Raw genomic sequence first — 20,070 nt, forward strand, 5'->3', positions numbered from 1 at the left:
ATCGCGGTACCGGACACGCGTGACGGTGGCGCTCAGGCATGTCCCGGCCGACCCAACAACCCATAATCGGTTTCACCAATGTATCACCTCTCGCGAGAGTCGAAACAGGAGAGCATCAATTCTTCGGGTAGCCGTAGCGTTCGCGTATCCTCTACAAGGAACCGAGACCGATGACGAAACAGGAGACAGTCATGGCCCGAGCACTGCGTGCCGATGCCGAGCGCAGTGTGCGCGCGATTCTGGAGGCGGCCGAGCGGGTTCTCGCCCAGGACGCGGGTGCCTCCATGGAGCAGATCGCCGAGGCGGCGGGGCTGACCCGGATCACGGTGCACCGGCGGTTCGCGAGCCGGCAGGCTCTCCTGGAGGCGCTCGCGGTCTCGGCGAAGCAGCAGCTCATCGAGGCCATCGAGGAGGCCCGGCCCGACGCCGCCCCCGCGCTCGTCGCTCTCTACCGGGTGACCGCGAACGTCCTGACGGTCAAGAGCGCCTGGCGCTTCACCCTCAGCCACGCCACCCCCCACAGCGAGGCCGCCGCCGCTCTCTGGGCCGAGATCAACGCTCACACCCATCAACTACTGGCCAGGGCGCAGCGCGAGGGACTCCTCGCCCCGGACGCGGACCTGGAATGGACGATGCAGGTGTACTACGCCCTCCTCAACGAAGCCCTGAACAAGCCCGGGTCAGAAGCGGATCCGGTCGGTCAGGACCCGGACGTCCTGGCCACGCTCGTCATCGACACACTCCTGCACGGCGCGGGACCGCGTCCCTGACCCGCCCCGCGGCTGCTCGTACCGGTGGGTATCGGCCCGGACAGCGCCGTCACCTTGCTGATCACCATGGGAGACAACTCCGAGCGGCTGAGCACCGAGGCGTCCTTCGCTGCCCTGTGCGCAGTCAGCCCCATCGAGTACTCCTTGGACCGTCGGACCTCGCGTCGGCTCAACCAGGGCGGCGACCGGCAGGCCAACCTGATCAGGACGGTATGACCCCCAATCATAGGGGCGACCGTGAGACGTGAGAGGGTCTGACGCGTGAGTGAGACACCGTCGAACACCCTGCAATACCGCTTTGACGGGCCAGAAGACGGACCGGTCCTGATCCTGGGGCCCTCCCTGGGTACGACCTGGCACATGTGGGACCGCCAGATACCTGAGCTGTCCCGCCACTGGCGCGTGCTGCGGTTCGACCTGCCCGGCCACGGCGGCGCCGCCGCGCACCCCGCCCATTCGATCCCCGACCTCGCCGAGCGCCTGCTGGGCACGCTCGACAAGCTGGGCATCGACCGCTTCGGCTACGCGGGTTGCTCGATCGGCGGGGCCATCGGCGCTGAGCTCGCGCTACGACATCCGCTCAGATTGGGCTCCCTCGCACTCGTCTCCGCCGCACCGCGCTTCGGCACCGCCGACTCCTACCGCCAGCGCGGCGTGGTGGTCCGCACCAACGGCCTCGACCCGATCGCCCGCGCCACCCCCGACCGCTGGTTCACCCCCATGTTCGCCGCCGGTCAGCCCGCTATCGTCGACTGGTCCGTCCAGATGGTCCGCACCACCGACCCCGGCTGCTACATCGCCGCCTGCGAGGCCCTGGCCGCCTTCGACATCCGCGCCGAACTCGGCCGCATCGGCGCCCCGACCCTGGTCGTGGTGGGCGCCGACGACGAGGTGACCCCGCCGGCCGACGCCCGGGTGATGGTCGCCGGGATCCCCGACGCCCGGCTCGCGCTGGTCCCCGGCGCCTCCCACCTGGCGCCCGTCGAACAGCCCACCGCCGTCACCGACCTCCTGGTGCGCCACTTCTCCGCCTCCTGGCAGTCCGCGGACCAGCCGACCGGGATGACCGCGATCCCCACCCCCGCGGCTCGATCGATGCTCGCCACCGCGCCGCCCACCGGCGTGCCCGTCAACGGCTTCCCGGTCAATGGCGTCCCCGTCAACGGAGTCCCCGTGAATGGAGCCGCGAACGGAGCCGTCAACGGCGTTGCCGACGGTGTACACATCACCGGCGCCCCGGTCGCCGAGATCAGCTACGTCGAGCCCGGCTCCGCCCTCGTCGACACCCGTTCGGACGCGTACGAGAAGGGGATCAGGGTCCGCCGGGAAGTGCTCGGCGACGCCCATGTGGACCGCGCCCAGTCCAACGCCGACGAGTTCACCGGCGACTTCCAGGACTTCATCACCCGCTACGCCTGGGGCGAGGTGTGGAACCGGCCCGGTCTGGACCGACGCACCCGCAGCGTGATCACCCTCACCGCGCTCGCCGCCCGCGGCCACCTCGACGAGCTCGCCTTCCACACCCGCGCCGCGCTGCGCAACGGGCTGACCCCCGCCGAGATCAAGGAGGTGCTGCTGCACACCGCCGTCTACTGTGGGGTGCCCACCGCGAACTCGGCCTTCGCCGTGGCGCAGCGCGTCATCCGCGAGGAGACCACGCCCGAGGGGTGACGCTTCCCGTGAGCGCCCCCGGGAGCGCCCGGCGCGCCCGCCGGGAGGACAATGATCCCCATGAAGCTCACCAAGAAGGGCCACGCCTGCGTGGCGCTGGAGAAGGACGGTCAGTCGCTCGTCATCGACCCCGGCGCGTTCAGCGAGGAGGACGCCGCGGTGGGCGCGGACGCGATCCTGGTCACCCACGAGCACATCGACCACTTCGACGAGCCGCGGCTGCGCGCCGCGCTCGACGCCAACCCCGCCGCGCGGATCTGGACGCTCGCCGCCGTCGCCGAGCGGATCGCGGACGCCTTCCCGGGCCGGGTGCACACCGTCGGCGAGGGCGACACCTTCACCGCCGCGGGATTCGACATCGAGGTCCACGGGCAGCTGCACGCCGTCATCCACCCGGACATCCCGCGGATCACCAATGTGGGCTACCTGGTGGACGGCACCGTCTTCCACCCCGGCGATGCGCTCACCGTGCCCGAGCGGCCGGTCGAGACCCTGATGCTGCCGGTCCACGCGCCGTGGAACAAGCTCGCCGAGATCGTCGACTACGTCCGCGAGGTCGCGCCGAGCCGCGCGATCGACATCCACGACGCCCTGCTGTCCGACGTCGCGCCGCTGGTCTACGGCCGTATGCTCGGCCCCGAGGGCCCCGGAATCGGCGCCGATCACCTGCGCCTGGTGCCGGGGGAGAGCGTCACGGCCTAACGACCTGGGGTGCGGTAGGGATCGGCGTCGCGACGCCCGGCACGGCCGCTCGCGGCGTTGCCGAAACGCCCTAGTAGCTCCTTCGCCGAGCTCTCGGCTCCGCTCGAGCAGGGGATACCCCATCCGAGGACCTTCCGGCGCCTCGCGCTCGACCGCACCGGACGCCGCTTCTTCTCCCGATCCCTACCGCACCCCAGGTCGTAGCGAATCCCGCGCGGTGAGCGTTGTCGGACCCGCGAGGTAGGTTGTCCCCTATGCGCATCGCGACCTGGAACGTCAATTCGATCACCGCGCGGCTGCCCCGCCTGCTCGCCTGGCTGGAGAGCAGCGGCACGGACGTGCTGTGCATACAGGAGATCAAGAGCGCCGAGAGCGCCTTCCCGTACGAGCCGCTGCGCGAGCTCGGCTATGAGGCCGCGGTCAACGCCACCGGCCGGTGGAACGGGGTGGGGGTGATCTCCCGCCTCGGCCTGGCGGATGTGACCTTGGGCCTGCCCGGCGGCCCGGACTACGAGGGCGAGCAGGAGCCCCGCGCCATCGCCGCGACCTGCGGCGGCGTCCGCGTCCAGTCGGTGTACGTGCCCAACGGCCGGGAGATCGGGCACCCCCACTACGACTACAAGCTGCGCTGGTTCGAGGCGCTGCGGACCTCCGCCGCGGTCGACGCGGCGGCCGGCGGCCCCTTCGCCGTCCTCGGCGACTTCAATGTGGCGCCGACCGACGAGGACGTATGGGACCGCGCCGTCTTCGAGGGCTCGACGCATGTCACCACCAAGGAGCGCGAGGCGCTGGCCGCCCTGCGCGAGGTGGGCCTGTCCGATGTGATGCCGCGCCCCCTGAAGTACGACCACCCCTTCACCTACTGGGACTACCGGGAGCTGGGCTTCCCGAAGAACAAGGGCATGCGGATCGACCTGGTGTACGGCAATGAGACCTTCACCAAGGCCGTGAGCGATGCGTATGTGGACCGCGAGGAGCGCAAGGGCAAGGGCGCCTCGGACCATGCGCCGGTCGTCGTCGACCTCGAGGTCTGACGCGTCAGACCGGCTGACGCCTTTGACCGGCTGACAGCTCCGACCGGCTGACGCTGTCGACCGGCGCGTGGTCCGGCGGGCGGGTCAGCCGGTCAGCTGCCGCAGATCGATCGAGTCGGCCATCGCCCGCAGCCCCGCGTCGCCGGGGTGCAGATGGTCGCCGCTGTCGTACGCGGGCGCGATCCGCTGCGGCCGCTCCGGATCCCGCACCGCCGCGTCGAAGTCCAGCACCCCGTCGAACTCCCCGCCGCTGTCCCGGATGAAGGCGTTGACGGCGGTGCGCCGGACGTCCACGTCCGCGGTGCACAGCGACTCGCCCTCGCAGGGCGCGATCGTCGCCATCACCACCCGCAGCCCGCGCTCATGCGCGCGCTGGGCGATGGTGCGCAGCCCGGCGGTCAGCTGCTCGGCCGAGGCGCCCCAGCGCAGATCGTTGATGCCCTGGAAGACCACGACCGTACGGACGGTCGTCTGGGCGAACACATCGCGCTCCAGCCGGTGCAGGGCGCTCACCCCGCCGGTGTCCGTGCTCACCCCCTCGCCCGGGTAGCGGTCGGTCACCACGCGGTTGGCGGAGATGCCCTGGTTGAGCACCCCGTACGCGGGGACGTCGGACTGGCCGAGCAGCCGCCGGGCCAGCACGTCCGGCCAGCGCCGGTTGGCATCGGTGGTCGACTTGGTGCCGTCGGTGATCGAGTCGCCGAGGGTCACCACCGACCCCGGGCCGCCCCCGACGTCCACACCGGTCAGAAACGGCCAGGTGGTCAGGGTGCCGGTGTACGCCTCGCCGCCCGCGTCGGCCGTGTGGTCACCGCTGCCCGGCGGGCTCAGATACGAGCGCTGGGTCGCCTGGCTGTGCACCGGCACGGCCTGGACCGGCTCCGGCAGATGGATGCTCACCAGCAGATTGGCGTCCGGTGGCACGTCGAAGCCCACCGGGTCGCTGAACTCCTGCGCCCCCGCCGCGATCTCGATGCCCTCCCGGCCGCCGAAGGTGAGCGGGACGGGGTCGCCGTCCGCCGCCGCGCCCTGCGCCTGCAGCGAGACGCTGGCGTGGCCGATCCGCACCGGGGCCGCCGCGAAGGTGTTGGCCAGCCGGATCCGGGCCGTCGGGCCGCCCGCGCTGGTGTGCACCACGAGCCGCAGCGTCTGATCGGTCCACGGGCCGACCGCCGTATAGCCGCTGGTGCTCGCCGACCAGCTGCCCGTCCAGCCCTCGGCGGCCCGGCGCACCGAGGCGGCGAACACATGCAGATCGGCCGCGCCCGGGTCGCGGGGCAGCACCACCGAGGAGATCTCCCGGCCGCGCTCCACCGGCACCGTCACCGCGTACAGCCGCGCGGTCTCCACCCGCTGTCCGGCACCGCTGTTGACATGGGGGAGGGCGACCGCCCGGGTGCCCGTCGGGCCCGAGCGCCAGTCCGGAGCGGTGAGCGTGTACGTACTGCTCGACCCGTCGCGGTAGCGGACGAGGCCGGTGCCGCTCGCCTCGCCGCCGGTCCCCGCGACCAGGAACGACAGCCCGTCGCCGCGACCGCGCAGCCGTACCGCCTGCCCGTCGGCCCGTACGTTGTCGGCGCGCGCGTCGTTGGCCGCGCGGGGCCAGGTGAGCCGGGCCGAGTCGATGGTGAGGGTGCGGCCCGGGGTCCAGCCGGCGGCCCGCAGATCCTGCGCGGACAGCGAGTTGCCCGTCCCGTCGAAGTCCGCGCCGCCGGGGTCGGCGTCGTCGCTGACCGCCGTGTTGTCGAAAAGCCGCTCCAAGGGGAGCGGCTTTCGGGGTTCTTGGCCGGGCGACCCCGGCGTGGCGGCGCCCGCCGGCGCCGCCGTCCAGGCGAAGGAGAGGGCGATACCTCCCGTCACGAACGCGGTCGCTGTCCACCGTCTGCCGACGAGCATGCGTGTGTCCCCTCTCGCAACCAACCCAACCGGCGATCCGACAGGTGCGGGACGAACGTAGAGAGGCGGGTGGGTGCCGTCAAGACAATGATCAGATCACGGCACGTCCGCGCGCCCTGTGGTGTGGTGGGCGTGGGGGTGCCACGCTGAGTGGTATGAACATCCCGTTCTTGGGCAACTGGCGCAAGCGACACGACCAGGCGCACGGCACGGCTGTCATGACCGCCCGGGAGGCGGATCCGCAGGGCGTGGCCCAGCTGTTGTCGGAGTGTGAGCTGCTGCGCGCCCGGGCGGCGTCCGCGGGGGTCGGGCTCGACGACTCGGCGGCCTCCTTGGAGGCGCTGGACCAACTGCTGCCGCGCTGGCGCGACGACCCCGACGAACTGCGGTGGCTCGGCAACGACGCCGGCCTGTATCTGGGCACGGTGATCATCCGTACCGTGCCCGGTGCGCTGTGGCAGGTGTGGCCCAACGGGCGGCCCGTCGTCCGGCTCTCCTCCGGGCGGGAGATCGATGTGGTGGGGGCGGGCTATGAGTGGGCGGCCGACGGCGCGCCCGAGCTTTCGCATGTGTACGCGGAGGTCGCCGAGATCTGAGCCGCGTTCCTGAGCGGTGTTCCGGGGCCGCGTTCCCCCACTCGGTCGCTCTGGGAGGTTAAATACCCATTGATGCGTGTCGTCGGCAAGGCGTCCCTTATGTGCGGATAGTTTGCGCTGAGCCCGACACAGCTGAAAGTGGGTGTGGCGGTATGGCCGTCGGCGAATCGCTGATCGAGCTGCGCGAGGTCAACAAGTACTTCGGCGCGCTGCACGTCCTGCGGGACATCGACCTCGCCGTCGGCCGTGGCGAGGTGCTGGTCGTCATCGGCCCCTCCGGCTCCGGCAAGTCGACGCTGTGCCGGACGATCAACCGCCTCGAGTCCATCGACTCCGGCGCCATCACCGTCGACGGCGTGCCCCTGCCCGAGGAGGGCAAGGAACTGGCCCGGCTGCGTGCCGACGTCGGGATGGTCTTCCAGTCCTTCAACCTCTTCGCGCACAAGACCGTGCTGGCCAATGTGATGCTCGCCCAGCTCAAGGTGCGCGGCCGGACCAAGGAGGAGGCCGAGCGGCGCGCCCGTGAGCTGCTGGACCGGGTGGGGCTCGCGGACCAGGCGGCCAAGTACCCGGGCCAGCTGTCGGGCGGTCAGCAGCAGCGGGTGGCCATCGCCCGCGCGCTGGCCATGGACCCGAAGGTGATGCTCTTCGACGAGCCGACCTCAGCCCTCGACCCGGAGATGATCAACGAGGTGCTGGAGGTGATGCGCCAGCTGGCCCGGGACGGTATGACGATGGTCGTCGTCACCCATGAGATGGGGTTCGCGCGGTACGCCGCCAACCGCGTGGTGTTCATGGACAGCGGCAAGATCGTCGAGGACCGCCCGCCGGACGAGTTCTTCGCGGCGCCGAGCACCGAGCGCGCCAAGGACTTCCTTTCCAAGATCCTCAAGCACTAGGGCCTGGGTGGACCACATGACGCGCATCCGCCGCGCGCTGAGCGGCCCCGGGGAAGTAGGGGTGGGTTTCCGCGTCGTCTGGTGCAGGGGGCACCTCCCAGCGGTAGCTGGGGGAGCATCGCAAGGCGGAGGCTGTGACATCGGCGGCTGCCGCCGCGGGCCCTCGTACCGGGCGCTGCGGTCGATGTGCCGCTGGCGCGGCGTGGCGGGCGGCTCCGACAACGCGGCGAGGTGCCGCCCGCCGCGGCAGGGGGCACCTCCCAGCGGTAGCTGGGGGAGGCTGATGTCACTGCGGCGGCGTGGGGGCCTGCCTCGACTTCCCCGGGGTCGCTTGGCGGCCCTGGTCCTCGCCCTGGTGGTGCTCGCCGCGGCGGCGGGCTGTGGCAAGGAGGGGAGCCCGCCGGTCAAGGGGCCCAAGCCCGGGGCGCTGCCCGCCTACAAGGTGGCCACCGGCTTCCGGCTGCCCTCCTCTCCCACCTGGCAGAAGGCCAAACGCCGCGGCTACCTCATCGTCGGCGCCAAGGAGGACCAGCCGTACCTGGGCGAGAAGGACCCGGCCACCGGCCGCTACTCCGGTTTCGATATCGAGATCGCCAAGATGATGGCGGCCTCGCTCGGCTTCGACCCGAAGACGATCAGGTTCAAGACCATCGCCTCCGCGAACCGCGAGACCGCCCTCCAGAACGGCCAGATCGACTACTACGTCGGCACGTACACCATCAATCCGCTGCGCAAACGTCTGGTCGGCTTTGCCGGCCCCTACTTCATCGCCGGTCAGTCGCTGCTGGTCCGCACCGACGAGCACGACATCCACGGCCCGAAGGACCTGGCCGGCAAGACCGTGTGCTCGGTGGCCGGCTCCACCCCGCTGATGCGCATCCAGACCGACTACCCCAAGGCCCACGCCGTCGCGTACGACACCTACTCGGTCTGCGTCGACAACCTCATCAGCCTCCAGGTGGACGCGGTCACCACCGACAACACCATCCTGCTGGGCTACGCGGCCAAGGCCCCCAATGAGCTGAAGGTGGTCGGCAAGCCGTTCTCCAAGGAGCCGTACGGCATCGGCGTGCCGAAGAAGGACAACGCGCTGCGCTTTACCCTCAACGGCGCGATCGAGGCCAACGAGCGCAACGGCAACTGGCTGAAGGCGTACAACGCGACCCTCGGCCTGTCCGGTGTGCCCGCCCCCAAGCCACCGCCCGTCGACCGCTACCCGCCCCCGCCGCGCTGAGACCCGCCGCGCTGAGAAATCCGTTCCGCCCGTCTCCGCCGACCGACCCCAGGACCCGCCCCCATGGACGTTCTCACGCATAACTTCTCCCTCTACGGCGAGGGCTTCCTCGGCACCGTCGAGCTGACCGTCTACGCCTCGCTGCTCGCGCTCGGGCTCGGCGTCCTGATGGCCGGTTTCCGTGTGGCGCCCGTCGCCCCGCTGCGGGTCTTCGGCACCGCATGGGTGACGGTGCTCCGCAACACACCGCTGACCCTGCTCTTCTTCGCGGTGATGCTCGGCCTGCCCCGCTTCGGGCTGGTCCTGCCGTTCTTCACCTTCGCGGTGCTCGCGCTCGGCTGCTACACCTCGGCGTTCATCTGCGAGGCGGTGCGCTCCGGTATCAACACCGTGCCGGTCGGGCAGGGCGAGGCGGCCCGCAGCCTGGGCATGAACTTCCCGCAGACGCTCGGCTCGGTGGTGCTGCCGCAGGCGTTCCGCACCGTCATCCCGCCCATCGGCTCGACCCTGATCGCGCTCGCCAAGAACTCGGCCATCGCCGGTTCGTTCAGCGTCACCGAACTGCTCGGCACCTACAAACCGCTCAATGAGCGCGGCTACAGCATCATCTGGACCTTCGTCTGGATCGCCCTCGGCTATCTGATCATCACGCTCGCCATCAGCGCGCTGTTCCATGTGCTTGAGCGCCGCTGGGGAGTGCCCCGATGACCACCACCAGCGCCCTCTACGACATCCCCGGCCCGCACGCCCGGGCCCGCCACCGCGCCTACGGCATCCTCGCCGCCGTCGTTCTGCTGCTCCTGCTGGGCTGGGTCGTCTATGCGCTCATCGACACCGGCCAGTTCGCGGCCGAGAAGTGGCGGCCCTTCGAGTACAAGGGCATCCAGCTCCTGCTGCTGCGCGGCCTCGGCAATACGCTCAAGGCCTTCGCCCTCGCCGCGATCCTCTCCCTCGCCCTCGGCGCGGTCCTCGCGGCCGGGCGGCTGTCCGACCACGGCACGGTGCGCTGGGTCGCCACGCTCGTCGTGGAGTTCTTCCGCGCGATGCCCGTGCTGGTGATGATCTTCTTCATCTTCGTGGCGCTGAAGGCGCAGCCACTGCCCGCGCTCGTGGCCGGACTGACCCTCTACAACGGCTCGGTGCTCGCCGAGGTGTTCCGTGCGGGCGTCAATTCCGTCGAGCGCGGGCAGCGCGAGGCGGCGTACTCGCTCGGCCTGCGCAAAACGCAGGTCATGGCGTATGTGCTGGTGCCGCAGGGGGTACGGGCGATGCTGCCGGCCATCATCAGCCAGCTGGTGGTGGCCCTGAAGGACACCTCGCTCGGCTTTCTCATCACCTACGAGGAGTTTCTGCACGCCGGCAAGCTGATCGCCGGCAACCTCGACTACGGCCTCCCGTTCATCCCGGTCGTCATGGTCATCTCCCCGGTCTACATCGGGATGTGCATGCTGCTGTCGTGGTTCGCCAACTGGGTCGCCCAGCGGGAGCGGCGCAGCGTGAAGACCGAGGCGGTGCGGGTGGCCCCGGCCGAGCCCGCCACGATGCTGCCCGGCGACACGCGGACGTGACTCGGCGACCCATCTCCATGAATCGCTTATTGACGCCCATATCGTTCTCGAACTGTCGAAGATTTGCCCTCCTTCTTTCACGGCTTGTAGAAAAGAACGCCGCGAGAGAGGAACGCCATGACTGAACGGCTGCAGCGGGCTCGTGTGGGCAGTGACGCATTGCAGGCACTGGTTGAGGGGCTCGCGGAGGAACTCCGCCGTTCCGTGGTCCTGGACGATCCTCTCGTCCGGTTCATCTGCTCGAGCCGGCACTTCGGTGACGAGGACCCGGTACGCATCCGCAGCCTGCTGCAGGGCCGTGCCGACAGCGAGGTCATCCGGTACGTTCTCGACCAGGGCGTCGCCCAGTGGCCCAAGCCCGGGTTCATAGAGGGCAGCGACGACCTCGGGCTGCTCGCCCGCTACTGCGTACCGTTGCGCACACACGGGCACCTGCTCGGCCTGCTGATGGTCGTCGCACCGGACAAGGCGCTGACGCCACAGGAGACCGACACCATCGCCCGGGCGACCCCGGCCATAGCCGCGCAGATGTACGCGGAGCACCTGGCGGCGGGGGCGGAGGAAACGGGGACGCGGGAACTGCTGCTGGCGCTCCTCGGCGCGAGCCCGGCCGAGCGGAGCGCGGCCCAGCAGCGGCTCCTGGACAGCGGCCTGCTCCCCGACGCCCCGCATGCCGTGGTCAGCGTCGTCCAGCTCTCCTCCTCCCACGAACCCCCGGGGCAGGCGGAGGTCGCGCTGCGCGGCTCGCTGGAGAGGTTCCGTCAGACGCGGTCGGCACACGGCATCCTGGCCGTCACCGCGGAACAGGCGACCCTGCTCCAGCTCAGCGACCGGCCGGTGAGTCAGCGGGAGCTCACAGAGCAGTCCACTCAGATCCTCGAAGCCCTCGCCACCTACCTCGACGCCTCGGCGGCCCCCGTGCTCGGCATCGGCGGACGCCAGAGCGGTGTGGCTGATGCGTGGACCTCCTACGAGCAGGCGCTCGTGGCGGCCCGCGCCGCGCGTCGGATGCCTCATCTGAAGGGCATCGGCGACTGGGAAGAGCTCGGAGAGTTCGCCGTGCTCCTCCAGCTTCCGGACCGTTTCCTGAACGAGACCCTGCTGCCGAGGCAGCTGCGCGCTCTGCTGGCGGCTCCTGGCGGGCACCGGCTTGAGGAGACCCTGCGGTGCTTTCTCGAGCACGCCGGTTCGATACCCCGGACCGCGGAAGCGCTCCAGATCCACCGGACCTCGCTGTACTACCGGCTGCGGCAGATCCAGGAGGTCACCGGGCTCGATCTGGACAGCGGCGCCGACCGGCTGACGTTGCATCTGGGCCTTCGCATTCAGGAGCTCCTGGGGCCGCGCGGTGACAGCACCGCCGGGTAAGCGGGCCCGTACCTTTTCCGCCTCGGCCGGCACGGGCGCTACAGAGTGATGAGGTTTTCCTCCGTCAATCGCTACGTAGCGCGGTGGTGGCGACGGGCCCGGTGAATCCAGAATGCGTTATGCGGGCGCCGACCACGGCGTCGGCTGGAACGCGTATGCGGTCACCGACGCGGTGGACCGGGATCCGCCACGAAGGTCGGGCGGGGGACGGAGAAGGGCCATGGGCGAGCTGACGACCAACGACGGGGTGCGGCTGGTGTACCGGGACAGCGGCGGCGCCGGGGTTCCGCTGATCATGCTCCACGGCTGGGGTCAGACGCAGGAGATGTTCCGGCACCAGCTGACCGGTCTGGCCCCGACCCGTCGCGTCGTCACGCTGGATCTGCGGGGCCATGGAGTGTCCGGGAAGCCGCGGCACGGATACCGCATCGCCCGCCTGGCCCATGACGTCCTCGACCTCGTCGACCACCTGGGGCTCGACCGTTTCGACGCGCTCGGCTGGTCGATGGGCGTCTCGGTGTGGTGGAGCTTCATCGATCAGTACGGCACCGACCGGATCCGCCGGTTCGTGGCGGTGGACCAGCCGGCGGCCGTCGCGGCCGTCCCCTGGATGACCCCCGAGCAGCAGCAGGACTCCGGCGCCATCTTCGACGTGGCCGGCCTGCTGGAACTCGGTGCCGCGCTCGCCGGGCCCGACGGCGACCGGGTGCGTGACGACTTCGTGCGCGGCATGTTCTCCGGCGACCCCGACCGCGAAATCCTCGCCTTCGTCGCCGAGGAGATCAAGTCGACGCCGGCCTACGCCGGAGTGCCGCTCCTCTTCGACCACTGCGCGCAGGACTGGCGCGATGTCCTTCCCCGCGTCGACGTGCCGACATTGGTCATGGGCTGCGACGGGAGCCATGTGAACCCCAGTTCGCAGCGGTTCATCGCGAGCCGGATCCCCGATGCCCGGCTCCATGTCTTCCCGACCAGCGTGGCGAGCTCACACTTCCCGTTCCTCGAGAACCCGCCCGCTTTCAATGCCGTCGTCGACAAATTCCTGTCGTAGACCTCGGGGCGGCACGGAAACCCTTACAGCGAAATAACGAAACCTGGTGCGACTGGAGTTCGCCGTGACCACGTCGTTCATATCATGCATGCCAAAAAACGCGGAAAAGCGAATGTTTGAACGCGCTCCCCACGACGGTTCGGGGCGCTTCACGATCCTTCCCTGGTCGTCACCGGGAGGAGAGGGTGAATGCCTGTATCTGGGGCTGAACATTTTCGGTTCACGGCGACTTCCGGGCGAGGAGTCACAGCCGTCTCCGAGGCCGGGCGATCTGGTTCTCGCCGACTCCCCGCGGTCCGCGTGCCTTCGCCACGACGGCTTCGCGTTCTTTCGAATACCCTGCTCTTACCTGGGTATTTCGGGAGACGACCTGCGCTTCCTCGCGGATACCGAGGTGAGTGGCGGCAGGGGCGTCGCCGCGCTGGTCTCGAGATTCCTGACCATGCTCACTGGCGAGGTGGATGTCCACACCTCGGAAAACGGACGGCGGCTCGCGCTCAACGCCGTGGACCTCGTCGCGTTGCTCGTGGCGGAACTCCTTGAATCCCGCAGGGCCGAGACACCGGACGCCGGCAGCGAGATGCTCACACGCATCCGCGTCCACATAGAGAAGAACCTGATGGATCCCGGCCTGTCGCCGGAGTCGATCGCGCGTGCCCATCACATATCCGTCCGCTACCTGCACAAGCTGTTCCAGAGCGATGGCGTCACGGTGAGTGCGTGGGTGCGCCAGCGCAGGCTCGACTCCTGCCGCCTCGACCTCAGCCGGGCGCCGAACCGCAGGCGCACCGTGGCGGCGGTGGCGCAGACCTGGGGTTTCGCCAGCCCGTCCCACTTCAGCCGGGTCTTCCGTCAGACCTACGGCATGTCCCCGAGGGAGTGGCAGGCATCGGCCTCCGTCGATCAGTGAGAAAAGCGACCTTCCAGCTGCCTTACCCAGAGGAGAAAGCCAGCACATGCCCAGTTCCACTCCCACGGTCGTCCTCGTTCACGGCGCGTTCGCGGACGCGGCCGGCTGGTTCGGGGTCATCAACGAGCTCCAGCGCCACGGCATCCCGGTCATCGCGCCCGCGAACCCACTGCGCGGCCTGGCCTCCGATGCCGCCTACATAGCCTCCGTGGCAGCCCGGACAGCCGGCCCCGTCGTGCTCGTCGGACACTCCTACGGCGGCGCGATCATCACCGTCGCGGGTGCCACGGAGAACGTCGTCGGACTCGTCTACGTCGCGGCCTACGTTCTCGAAGAGGGGGAAAGTCTCGGCGAGCTACAGGGTCGCTTCCCCGACTCTCAGCTGGTCGGCAGCCTGAAGCAGTGGACCTACCCGGTCGAAGGCGGCGACCTCGCCGAGGAGGTCAGCATCACCGAGGAGGCATTTCCCGCGGTCTTCGCCGCCGATGTCTCCGAATCCGTCGGCAAGGTCCTGGCCGCCTCCCAGCGTCCACTCGCCGTGTCCGCGTTCACGGAGGCCGCCTCCGCGGCCGCCTGGAAGACAAAGCCGTCCTGGGCGATCGTGGCCGGCGCGGACCAGGTCATCAACCCCGAGGTGGAGCGTTTCGGTGCGAAGCGGGCGGGGGCCGTGACCGTCGAGATCGAGGGCGCGTCCCATGCCGTCGCCGTCTCCCGGCCGACCGCGGTCGCGGACCTGATCCGCGACGCCGTGCGCGCGACGAGCTGAGCCACGCGGTCACGCGGACGATCCGGCCGCCCGTGTGGCCCTTTGCGGGAGGGCGGGCGACGGCTCGTCTAGTCGCGGACCGGGACCGACAGATACGACGGGTCGCCGGCCGGAGAGGAGAAGGTGAGGTGCGCACCGTCGGGGTTGTGTTCGATGTACAGCGGGTCGACGGTGTCGACGACCAGCGCGAGGCGGTGTCCGGCCGGGACGTCGTACGCCGTCGAGAACAGGTCAAGGTCGACGGCGAAGGGCGTGCCGGGCGTGCGGTCGTGGAAGGTGACGGGGGCGTTGGTGATGAGCTTGCCGACGCCCAGCGCGTCCACGTCGTAGAGGTAGGCCACGGCGGTGCCGCTGGACTTGTCGCTGGTGACGGTGGTGTGCAGGCGCACCGTGCCGCGGATGCGCTGCGCCGCGTCGTAGCGGTCGGTCCGCCAGACGGCGGCCCGCTCGCGTGACAGCAGCGGGACCGAGACCAGCGGCGGGATCTTCAGGAACTGGTCGAGCGCGCCGGTCAGCAGCACCGTGCCCGCGTTGGCGCCGGAGTCGGCGTTCGCGGCGATCTGCCGGGTCTCGCCGAGGTCGACCCTGCGCTGCGCGGAGGGCACGGCCGACCAGCTGGGATAGCCCTCGTAGCCGTCTGCCGTACGGGACTTGAGCTGGACCGGCCGCTCCTGGTCGATGCCGTTGCGCTCGCCCTTGACGTAGCGGTCGAGCCAGCGCCTGGCGTCGTTCCAGGTGTCGTTGGGCAGGCCGAGCAGCCCGGTGAGCTCGCCGGTGGCGTGGTCGCCCGGCCGGAACTCCAGGCGCTTGGGGCCGGTCAGCTTCTCGTAGAAGCCGGCGTAGGTGTTGGGCGGGAAGATGGAGTCGCCCCAGGCGTTGGCCAGCATGATCGCGGCGCCGTTGGCGTTGATCCGGTCGAGGTAGGTGGCGGCGGAGCGCTTCTTGCCCCACTCGACGATGTCCTTCTCCTTGGCGAGGTTCGAGCCGAGGAAGTCCTGGAAGATCTGGCGGAGTTCGGCGCTGGGGCGGCCCAGCAGCTCACCGGAGCCGCTGAGCAGGGCGGCGGCCTGGGCGTGCTGGGTGCGGCCGCTGTAGATGGAGCCGACCAGATCCGCCCAGCCGCTCAGCGCGGCCACGGCCTTGATCCGCTTGTCGAAGCCGGAGGCGAGCAGGCTGATCCCGGCGCCGTACGAGACCCCGGCCATGCCGATCCGGTCGGGGTCGGCGGGGGTGTTGGCCAGCGCCCAGTCGATGACCTTGGACGCGTCGGCGACATCGGGCGGGCCGGCGGTCTCGATCTCCCCGCCGGACTGCCAGAAGCCGCGGACGTTGTAGCTGACCACGACATAGCCGGAGTCGGCCAGCTTCTGGGCCTGGGCGAGATATTCGGCCTGGGGCAGGGCCCAGCTGGTGGGCAGGACGACGAGCGGAAGGCGCTGCGCGTCGGCTGCGCCGCGCGGGGTGACGACGTTGGCGGCCAGCGTGACGCCGCCGTCGCCGGGGATGTCGACGAAGCGTACGGACGAGTCCGCGGCCTGGGCGGCGGTCGGCGGCGGGGCCAGGGGCGCGGCCTGCGCGGCGGGGGCGAGGCCGAGGGCGGCACCGGCCAGCAGCGTCGCGAAGACGGCGCTTGCGGTGGTGGCGCGCAGGGGGGTGCGGGCGTGGGTCACTGTCGCTCCTGAGGGGGAGTGGACCGGCAGAGGGGGCCTGTCCGGCGCCTGACAGGTCCTGAGTGGCTAAGTGACCCGACGGTAACCGCGATGACTTACCCGTGGTAATAGCCGGGTAAGTTACGCCTGGGTAACGATGGTTGGGTCCGGCTCCGCCGCCCGCGCGTCCGGCAGCACGACCCGGAATACCGTCCTCCCCGGCCTGCTCGCCACCTCGATCGTCCCGCCGTGGGCCGCCACCACCGCCCGCACGATGGCCAGCCCCAGACCGGTGTTGCCCGCGGCCCGCGAGCGGCTCGGGTCCGCGCGCGCGAAGCGCTCGAACACCTCGGCCTGCAGCGCCTCGGGGATGCCAGGACCGTCGTCCGCGACCGTCAGCTCCGTCAGTCCTGTCTGTCCGATGCGCACTCCCAGGCGGACCGCCACCTCGGTGCCCGACGGGGTGTGCGTACGGGCGTTGGCGAGCAGATTGGCCACCACCTGCTGCAGCCGGTGCTCATCGCCCGTGACCGTCACCGGCTCCTCGGGAAGCTCCAGCGTCCAGCGGTGGTCAGGCCCCGCGGCGCGTGCGTCGCCCGTGGCGTCCAGGACGAGCCGCGTCAGGTCGACCGGCTTGCGGGCCAGCGGCCGGCCCGCGTCCAGCCGCGCGAGCAGCAGCAGGTCGTCGACCAGCGTGCTCATCCGCTCCGACTCGGCCTGGATCCGCTCCAGCGCGTGGCGCACCTGGCCGGGCACCGGCCCGGGGTGGCGCAGCGCCAGCTCCGCGTGGCCGCGCACATTGGCCACCGGCGTCCGCAGCTCATGGCTGGCGTCCGCGGCGAACTGCCGCAGCCGCTCCTCACTGGCGTGACGGCTGGCCAGCGCGTCGCCGACATGCCCGAGCATCCGGTTCAGGGCGGCGCCCACCTGGCCCACTTCGGTGCGCGGATCGGTGTCCGGCACCGGTGCCGGCATCGCCACTTCCCCGCTGGCCAGCGGCAGCCGCGCCACCCCGGCCGCGGTGGCGGTCACCCGCCGCAGCGGGCGCAGCGACAGCCGTACCCACAGCGCCCCCGCCACCCCCGTCACGGCGAGTGCGGACCCGAAGACCACGGCCTCCACCAGCTCCACCCGGTGCACCGTCTCCTCCACGGAGTGCAGCGGCAGTCCGGTGATCAGGACGTCGCCGTCGTCACCGTTCACGGCCACGACCCGGTAGGCGCCGAGCGCCGAGAGCCGGATGCCGTGCCCGCGCCCGTCGACCGGCACGTCCGTGAGGGCCCGCTTGTCGGCGGCGGTGAGCGGCACATGGGCATCTGTGTCGTCGCGTACCACCGCCGCCTGCGTCGCCTCGTCGCCCTTCAGCCGGGCGCCGAACGTGTACTCCGACTGGCCGCGCGTATCGGGCCGGTTGTCGTCGTCCGGCCGTTCGCCGTGTTCCAGACTCGCCGGGAAGCGGCCGCCGACCGCGGTCAGCTGCTGATCCAGGCGGCGCACCAGAAAATTCTCAAGGGTCAGGACCGTGGTCAGCCCGACGGCCAGGGACGCGGCCGCGAGCAGCACCACGAGGCCCGCGGTGAGCCGGGCGCGGAGGGTGCGGGGGAGCGCGGCCCGCAGTGCACGGGGGAGCGGCCGACGGCTCATGGTGTGTCCGGCTTGAGCACGTACCCGACCCCGCGCACCGTGTGGATCAGCGGGGTCCGTCCCGCGTCGATCTTCTTGCGCAGATAGCTGATGTACAGCTCGACGACATGGGCCTGGCCGCCGAAGTCGTACGACCACACCCGGTCCAGGATCTGCGCCTTCGACAGCACCCGGCGCGGATTGCGCATCAGGAACCGCAGCAGCTCGAACTCGGTGCGGGACAGCTCGACCACCACCCCGCCCCGGGTGACCTCCCGCGCCTTCTCGTCCATCACCAGGTCGCCCACCACCAGCCGGTCCTCGTCCGGCTCGCGGGCCATCCCGGCCCGGCGCAGCAGCCCGCGCAGCCTGGCCAGGACCTCCTCCAGACTGAACGGCTTGGTCACATAGTCGTCGCCGCCCGCGGTGATCCCCGCAATCCGGTCCTCCACGGCGTCGCGCGCGGTCAGGAAGAGCACGCACACGCCCTCCAGCTCCGCCCGCAGCCCGCGCAGCACCGTCAGCCCGTCGGCGTCCGGCAGCATCCAGTCGAGCACGACCGCGTCCGGGCGGAACGCGCGGGCCGTGGCCAGTGCGGACGCGCCGTCGGCCGCCGTACGCACCTCCCAGCCCTCGTAGCGCAGGGCGCCGGACAGCACCTCCGTGAGGTCGGGCTCGTCGTCGACGACGAGGACGCGGACGGGTGTGCCGTCGGGCCGCAGCAGGAAGGTGCTGCCTGTGGTGTGGTTCTCCATGACACATCCAGCATCGCCCGGCGCGCGGCGAGACGGGCTCCCCGGGCCCTCTGAGTTTGCTCTGAGTTTCCTCTGAATCCCGTGCTGATCCCCCCTTTCGCGGGGTTTTCAGAGGGTTCTCAGAAGGTGGGCTGTGAGGCTGACCGCCCTGACCTCCTGCCGTCTGCGAAAGGACCCCTTGTGGCCAGCACCGTCTACGACCGTCACGCCGCGCCGCGTGCCCGGCCGAACGCCCCGGGGCCGCCACACCTGGTCCCCGCACTCGCACAACTGGCGATCTGGGCGGGCGCCGCCGCCGTCCTGGCCCTGTGGTGGAGCGACACCACCTCCGTGGTCGGCGCGGCGGGCTGGCTGACCGACGCCGGCCGCATCACCGGGCTCCTCGCCGGGTACGCGTGCGCGATTCTGCTGCTGCTCATGGCCCGGGTGCCCCTGCTGGACCGCAACGTCGGCAGTGACCGGCTGGCCCGCTGGCACGCGATGGGCGGCCGCTACACGATCTCCCTCGCCCTCGCGCACACCCTGCTGATCATCTGGGGCTACGCGCTGACCTCGCGCACCGGCCTCGTGGACCAGACCACCACCCTCGTCTTCCACTACCCGGACCTGCTCAAGGGCACCATCGGCTTTCTGCTCTTCCTGGCCACCGGCATCCTCTCGGCGCGCGCCGTCCGCCGCCGGGTCTCGTACGAGACCTGGCATCTCCTGCACTTCGCCACCTACCTGGCGGTCTTCCTCGTCTTCGGCCACCAGCTCTCCGACGGCGCCGACTTCGTCGGCAACCGCCCGGCCCAGCTGGCCTGGTACGCGCTGTACGGCGGGGCCGCGGTGCTGCTGCTGTGGTTCCGGTTCGTCGTCCCCGTACGCCGGGCGCTGCGCCACCGGCTGTGGGTCTCGGAGGTCCGGCCGGAGGCGCCCGGTGTCGTCTCGGTGTACCTGACCGGCGACCGACTGGACGAGCTGCGCGCCGAGCCCGGCCAGTTCTTCCGCTGGCGCTTCCTCGCGCCGGGCCTGTGGTGGGCCGCCAACCCGTACTCCCTCTCGGCCGTCGCCCACCCCTCATACCTGCGGATCACCGTGAAGGCGGCCGGTGGCCACAGCGAGGCGCTGGCCCGGCTCACGCCCGGCACCCGGGTCCTGGCCGAGGGGCCGTACGGGGCGTTCACCGCCCGCCGCCGGCGCGCCCCGAAGGTGCTGCTGCTCGGCGGCGGGGTCGGCATCACCCCGCTGCGGGCACTGTTCGAGACCCTGCCCGGCGAGGTGACGCTCGTCTACCGCGCCCGGCGGCCCGAGGACCTGGCGCTGCGCATGGAGCTCGACCGGCTCGCCGCGGCGCGGCGAGCGGTCGTCCACTACGTCGTCGACGAGCCGGCCGAGTACTCGTCCCCGCTCACCTCGCGCGGCCTGCGCCAGCTGGTCCCGGACGTCGCCGAGCGCGAGGTGTACCTGTGCGGCCCGCCGGGGATGGCGGAGGCCGCCCAGCGGGCCCTGCGCAGGGCGGGGGTGCCGCGCCGCCGCATCCACCACGAGTCCTTCGCTTTCTGACCCCGGGTCCCCGACCCCTGCCCCGAGCCCCGA

19 protein-coding genes are annotated in these 20,070 nt (G+C 70.8%); 15 read left to right on the forward strand and 4 right to left on the reverse strand.

Features of this window, described 5'->3' with window-relative positions; genetic code table 11:
- Positions 1 to 191 precede the first annotated feature (191 nt).
- The 5 genes from ACH4U7_RS32455 to ACH4U7_RS32475 all read left to right on the forward strand — a co-directional run bounded on the left by ACH4U7_RS32455 (position 192) and on the right by ACH4U7_RS32475 (position 4,177).
- Entirely contained in the window at positions 192 to 770 is a 579-nt protein-coding gene (locus ACH4U7_RS32455; RefSeq protein ID WP_398531346.1) for a TetR/AcrR family transcriptional regulator, read from the forward strand.
- 24 nt (positions 771 to 794) lie between these two features.
- Positions 795 to 986: a transposase gene (locus ACH4U7_RS32460; protein ID WP_398531347.1), complete on the forward strand. Its 192-nt coding sequence runs from the start codon at positions 795 to 797 to the stop codon at positions 984 to 986.
- Between the two features lie 45 nt (positions 987 to 1,031).
- Positions 1,032 to 2,441 (forward strand): 4-carboxymuconolactone decarboxylase, encoded by a 1,410-nt coding sequence (pcaC, locus tag ACH4U7_RS32465; protein ID WP_398531348.1) that lies wholly within the window; start codon positions 1,032 to 1,034, stop codon positions 2,439 to 2,441.
- A 60-nt stretch (positions 2,442 to 2,501) separates the two neighbouring features.
- Positions 2,502 to 3,143 carry an MBL fold metallo-hydrolase gene (locus ACH4U7_RS32470; RefSeq protein WP_398531349.1) on the forward strand — a complete coding sequence of 214 codons (642 nt, stop codon included), beginning with the start codon at positions 2,502 to 2,504 and terminating at the stop codon, positions 3,141 to 3,143.
- A 254-nt stretch (positions 3,144 to 3,397) separates the two neighbouring features.
- Positions 3,398 to 4,177, forward strand: a complete 780-nt coding sequence (locus ACH4U7_RS32475) for an exodeoxyribonuclease III (RefSeq protein ID WP_398531350.1) — start codon at positions 3,398 to 3,400, stop codon at positions 4,175 to 4,177.
- A gap of 84 nt (positions 4,178 to 4,261) precedes the next feature.
- Here the strand turns inward: ACH4U7_RS32475 and ACH4U7_RS32480 are convergent, their stop codons facing one another.
- Positions 4,262 to 6,073, reverse strand: coding sequence for an SGNH/GDSL hydrolase family protein (locus tag ACH4U7_RS32480; protein ID WP_398531351.1), 1,812 nt, complete (start codon positions 6,071 to 6,073; stop codon positions 4,262 to 4,264).
- A 155-nt stretch (positions 6,074 to 6,228) separates the two neighbouring features.
- Between ACH4U7_RS32480 and ACH4U7_RS32485 the strand changes: the two genes are divergently transcribed.
- The 9 genes from ACH4U7_RS32485 (at position 6,229) to ACH4U7_RS32525 (ending at position 14,465) form a co-directional block, all read left to right on the forward strand.
- Entirely contained in the window at positions 6,229 to 6,669 is a 441-nt protein-coding gene (locus tag ACH4U7_RS32485) for a DUF6278 family protein (protein ID WP_398531352.1), read from the forward strand.
- Positions 6,670 to 6,821: 152 nt separating this feature from the next.
- Complete coding sequence (locus tag ACH4U7_RS32490; protein WP_398531353.1) at positions 6,822 to 7,568, forward strand: amino acid ABC transporter ATP-binding protein; 747 nt, start codon at positions 6,822 to 6,824, stop codon at positions 7,566 to 7,568.
- Positions 7,569 to 7,851: 283 nt separating this feature from the next.
- A complete protein-coding gene (locus ACH4U7_RS32495) occupies positions 7,852 to 8,802 on the forward strand; it encodes a glutamate ABC transporter substrate-binding protein (RefSeq protein WP_398531354.1) in 951 nt (316 codons plus the stop codon).
- Between the two features lie 63 nt (positions 8,803 to 8,865).
- Positions 8,866 to 9,510, forward strand: coding sequence for an amino acid ABC transporter permease (locus tag ACH4U7_RS32500; protein ID WP_398531355.1), 645 nt, complete (start codon positions 8,866 to 8,868; stop codon positions 9,508 to 9,510).
- Positions 9,507 to 10,370, forward strand: a complete 864-nt coding sequence (locus tag ACH4U7_RS32505; RefSeq protein ID WP_398531356.1) for an amino acid ABC transporter permease — start codon at positions 9,507 to 9,509, stop codon at positions 10,368 to 10,370. The genes ACH4U7_RS32500 and ACH4U7_RS32505 overlap by 4 nt, the downstream gene beginning before the upstream one ends.
- A gap of 117 nt (positions 10,371 to 10,487) precedes the next feature.
- Positions 10,488 to 11,738 (forward strand): PucR family transcriptional regulator, encoded by a 1,251-nt coding sequence (locus ACH4U7_RS32510; RefSeq protein ID WP_398531357.1) that lies wholly within the window; start codon positions 10,488 to 10,490, stop codon positions 11,736 to 11,738.
- 220 nt (positions 11,739 to 11,958) lie between these two features.
- Positions 11,959 to 12,789 (forward strand): alpha/beta fold hydrolase, encoded by an 831-nt coding sequence (locus ACH4U7_RS32515; protein WP_398531358.1) that lies wholly within the window; start codon positions 11,959 to 11,961, stop codon positions 12,787 to 12,789.
- 64 nt (positions 12,790 to 12,853) lie between these two features.
- A complete protein-coding gene (locus ACH4U7_RS32520) occupies positions 12,854 to 13,699 on the forward strand; it encodes a helix-turn-helix domain-containing protein (RefSeq protein ID WP_398531359.1) in 846 nt (281 codons plus the stop codon).
- A gap of 46 nt (positions 13,700 to 13,745) precedes the next feature.
- Positions 13,746 to 14,465, forward strand: a complete 720-nt coding sequence (locus ACH4U7_RS32525; protein ID WP_398531360.1) for an alpha/beta fold hydrolase — start codon at positions 13,746 to 13,748, stop codon at positions 14,463 to 14,465.
- Between the two features lie 68 nt (positions 14,466 to 14,533).
- On the opposite strand, the gene ACH4U7_RS32530 is transcribed toward ACH4U7_RS32525, so the two are convergent.
- The 3 genes from ACH4U7_RS32530 to ACH4U7_RS32540 all read right to left on the reverse strand — a co-directional run bounded on the left by ACH4U7_RS32530 (position 14,534) and on the right by ACH4U7_RS32540 (position 18,492).
- Entirely contained in the window at positions 14,534 to 16,135 is a 1,602-nt protein-coding gene (locus ACH4U7_RS32530; RefSeq protein ID WP_398531361.1) for an alpha/beta fold hydrolase, read from the reverse strand.
- A gap of 120 nt (positions 16,136 to 16,255) precedes the next feature.
- A complete protein-coding gene (locus tag ACH4U7_RS32535; protein ID WP_398531362.1) occupies positions 16,256 to 17,758 on the reverse strand; it encodes a sensor histidine kinase in 1,503 nt (500 codons plus the stop codon).
- Positions 17,755 to 18,492 carry a response regulator transcription factor gene (locus ACH4U7_RS32540; RefSeq protein WP_398531363.1) on the reverse strand — a complete coding sequence of 246 codons (738 nt, stop codon included), beginning with the start codon at positions 18,490 to 18,492 and terminating at the stop codon, positions 17,755 to 17,757. Before ACH4U7_RS32540 ends, ACH4U7_RS32535 begins: the two co-directional genes overlap by 4 nt.
- 180 nt (positions 18,493 to 18,672) lie before the next feature.
- Here ACH4U7_RS32540 and ACH4U7_RS32545 point away from each other — a divergent pair, with 180 nt between their 5' ends.
- Positions 18,673 to 20,037, forward strand: coding sequence for a ferric reductase-like transmembrane domain-containing protein (locus ACH4U7_RS32545; protein ID WP_398531364.1), 1,365 nt, complete (start codon positions 18,673 to 18,675; stop codon positions 20,035 to 20,037).
- Positions 20,038 to 20,070 lie beyond the last annotated feature (33 nt).

The sequence above is a fragment of the Streptomyces sp. NPDC020845 genome (assembly GCF_044334165.1).
Taxonomy (GTDB): Bacteria; Actinomycetota; Actinomycetes; order Streptomycetales; family Streptomycetaceae; genus Streptomyces.

What these genes read in the sequence shown, in the direction of transcription:
- ACH4U7_RS32485 (WP_398531352.1), top strand. Translation starts at nt 6,229, where the DNA reads ATGAACATCCCGTTCTTGGGCAACTGGCGCAAGCGACACGACCAGGCG.
- ACH4U7_RS32515 (WP_398531358.1), top strand. Translation starts at nt 11,959, where the DNA reads ATGGGCGAGCTGACGACCAACGACGGGGTGCGGCTGGTGTACCGGGAC.
- ACH4U7_RS32535 (WP_398531362.1), bottom strand. Translation starts at nt 17,758, where the DNA reads ATGAGCCGTCGGCCGCTCCCCCGTGCACTGCGGGCCGCGCTCCCCCGC.
- ACH4U7_RS32495 (WP_398531354.1), top strand. Translation starts at nt 7,852, where the DNA reads ATGTCACTGCGGCGGCGTGGGGGCCTGCCTCGACTTCCCCGGGGTCGC.
- ACH4U7_RS32540 (WP_398531363.1), bottom strand. Translation starts at nt 18,492, where the DNA reads ATGGAGAACCACACCACAGGCAGCACCTTCCTGCTGCGGCCCGACGGC.
- ACH4U7_RS32480 (WP_398531351.1), bottom strand. Translation starts at nt 6,073, where the DNA reads ATGCTCGTCGGCAGACGGTGGACAGCGACCGCGTTCGTGACGGGAGGT.
- ACH4U7_RS32490 (WP_398531353.1), top strand. Translation starts at nt 6,822, where the DNA reads ATGGCCGTCGGCGAATCGCTGATCGAGCTGCGCGAGGTCAACAAGTAC.
- ACH4U7_RS32505 (WP_398531356.1), top strand. Translation starts at nt 9,507, where the DNA reads ATGACCACCACCAGCGCCCTCTACGACATCCCCGGCCCGCACGCCCGG.
- ACH4U7_RS32475 (WP_398531350.1), top strand. Translation starts at nt 3,398, where the DNA reads ATGCGCATCGCGACCTGGAACGTCAATTCGATCACCGCGCGGCTGCCC.
- ACH4U7_RS32525 (WP_398531360.1), top strand. Translation starts at nt 13,746, where the DNA reads ATGCCCAGTTCCACTCCCACGGTCGTCCTCGTTCACGGCGCGTTCGCG.
- ACH4U7_RS32510 (WP_398531357.1), top strand. Translation starts at nt 10,488, where the DNA reads ATGACTGAACGGCTGCAGCGGGCTCGTGTGGGCAGTGACGCATTGCAG.
- ACH4U7_RS32455 (WP_398531346.1), top strand. Translation starts at nt 192, where the DNA reads ATGGCCCGAGCACTGCGTGCCGATGCCGAGCGCAGTGTGCGCGCGATT.
- ACH4U7_RS32500 (WP_398531355.1), top strand. Translation starts at nt 8,866, where the DNA reads ATGGACGTTCTCACGCATAACTTCTCCCTCTACGGCGAGGGCTTCCTC.
- ACH4U7_RS32470 (WP_398531349.1), top strand. Translation starts at nt 2,502, where the DNA reads ATGAAGCTCACCAAGAAGGGCCACGCCTGCGTGGCGCTGGAGAAGGAC.